We start from the raw sequence: 1,857 nt of genomic DNA, 5'->3' as shown, positions 1-1,857 counted from the left end.
TTCGTTTCAATCGGCTTCAGCCCCCTAAATCCCCCAAAATTGGGGGACTTTGACCCAGAAAAAGTTCCATTCAAAGAAATTATGCTGATTCAAAGTCCCCCAGAATGGGGGATTTAGGGGGCGAATCCCTCAGCAACAAAGCGAAAAAGTTCATCGAACTCCTAAGAAAACGCAGGTTTCTTTCGGCCTTCCTAAAGGGGGGACTTTGACCCAGAAAAAGTTCCATTCAAAGAAATTATGCTGATTCAAAGTCCCCCAGAATGGGGGATTTAGGGGGCGAATCCCTCAGCAACGAAGCGAAAAAGTTCATCGAACTCCCAAGAAAACGCAGGTTTCTTTCGGCCTTCCTGGAGGTGCGCCTCTCTTGAAGACTGACGTTAAATAACTGACAACATTCAAGCTTTGAGGTGAAACAATGCACAAACCGCATCCATCCTTACAAACCGACCCATAAGAAAGACTAATAGTATTTTTACCTATTTACAGGCATCGATCGCTAAACTTTACTGGCTTCAGACCTCAAATTGTCTTAAGATTGTCCTAACAATTCAGTTGTTCAAACCTAACTCGCTGACCACAACCACCCAGGAGGACTATCTATGGCGCTTGTACCTTTGCGGCTGCTGCTCGATCACGCGGCTGAACACGGCTACGGCATTCCCGCATTCAACGTCAACAACATGGAGCAGATCCAGTCGATCATGAAGGCTGCCCATGAAACCGATAGCCCCGTGATTTTGCAAGCTTCTCGCGGCGCACGCAACTACGCTGGCGAAAACTTTCTGCGTCACCTGATCTTGGCGGCGATCGAGACCTACCCTCATCTGCCGATCGTCATGCACCAGGATCACGGCAACGCCCCTTCGACCTGCTACTCCGCCATGAAAAACGGCTTTAGCAGCGTCATGATGGATGGCTCCCTCGAAGCCGATGCCAAAACCCCCGCAAGCTACGAATACAACGTCAGCACCACCCGCGAAGTCGTGCAAGTGGCTCACGCGATCGGCGCATCGGTCGAAGGTGAACTCGGCTGCCTCGGTTCGCTGGAAACTGGGAAAGGCGAAGCAGAAGACGGTCATGGCTTTGAAGGCGAACTAGACCACTCCATGCTGTTGACCGACCCCGACGAAGCGGTTGACTTTGTAGAACAAACTCAGGTGGACGCGCTCGCAGTGGCGATCGGCACCAGCCACGGAGCTTACAAATTTACCCGCAAGCCGACTGGCGAAATCTTGGCCATCAGCCGCATCGAAGAAATTCACCGCCGTCTGCCCAACACTCACCTGGTGATGCACGGGTCTTCCTCGGTTCCCGAAGATTTGTTGGCGTTGATCAACCAAAACGGTGGATCGATTCCTGAAACTTACGGCGTTCCGGTCGAAGAAATTCAAAAGGGCATCAAGAGCGGCGTTCGTAAGATCAACATCGATACCGATTGTCGTTTGGCGATCACGGCTGCCGTGCGTGAAGCCTTGTTCTCCAAGCCTGCTGAGTTTGACCCTCGCTTCTTCCTCAAGCCTTCGATCAAGTACATGCAGCAAGTTTGTGCCGATCGCTATCAGCAATTTGGCACCGCTGGCAACGCAAGCAAGATCAAGCAAGTCAGCATGGAAGATTATGCGGCAAAATATGCCAAAGGTGAACTGAGCGCTGTCACCAAAAAAACCGTTGGTGTATAAGGTTTAATCCTTTACTTTGTAAGAGGCTGGGTGGTCAAAGGGCCGCCCAGTTTTTTTAGGGATATACTTATACCAAATCAACCAACAAATGATACTCATAAAAATAGTTAATTAACCGATTTCTATCTCTCAGATTTGAAAAAACCTATCAGGGAAGCCGTTTCAAAGTCCCCCAAAA

At 49.8% G+C, this 1,857-nt stretch carries 1 protein-coding gene; it reads left to right on the top strand.

The window, feature by feature from the left end; genetic code table 11:
- The first annotated feature begins 599 nt into the window (after positions 1–599).
- Entirely contained in the window at positions 600–1,679 is a 1,080-nt protein-coding gene (fba, locus tag ACJ2PR_RS35775; RefSeq protein WP_446867726.1) for a class II fructose-bisphosphate aldolase, read from the top strand.
- The last annotated feature ends 178 nt before the right edge of the window (positions 1,680–1,857 follow it).

This window comes from Phormidesmis sp. 146-33, from assembly GCF_052939515.1.
Note: the sequence above shows the minus strand (reverse complement) of the source record. Positions and strands in the feature narration are given on the sequence as shown.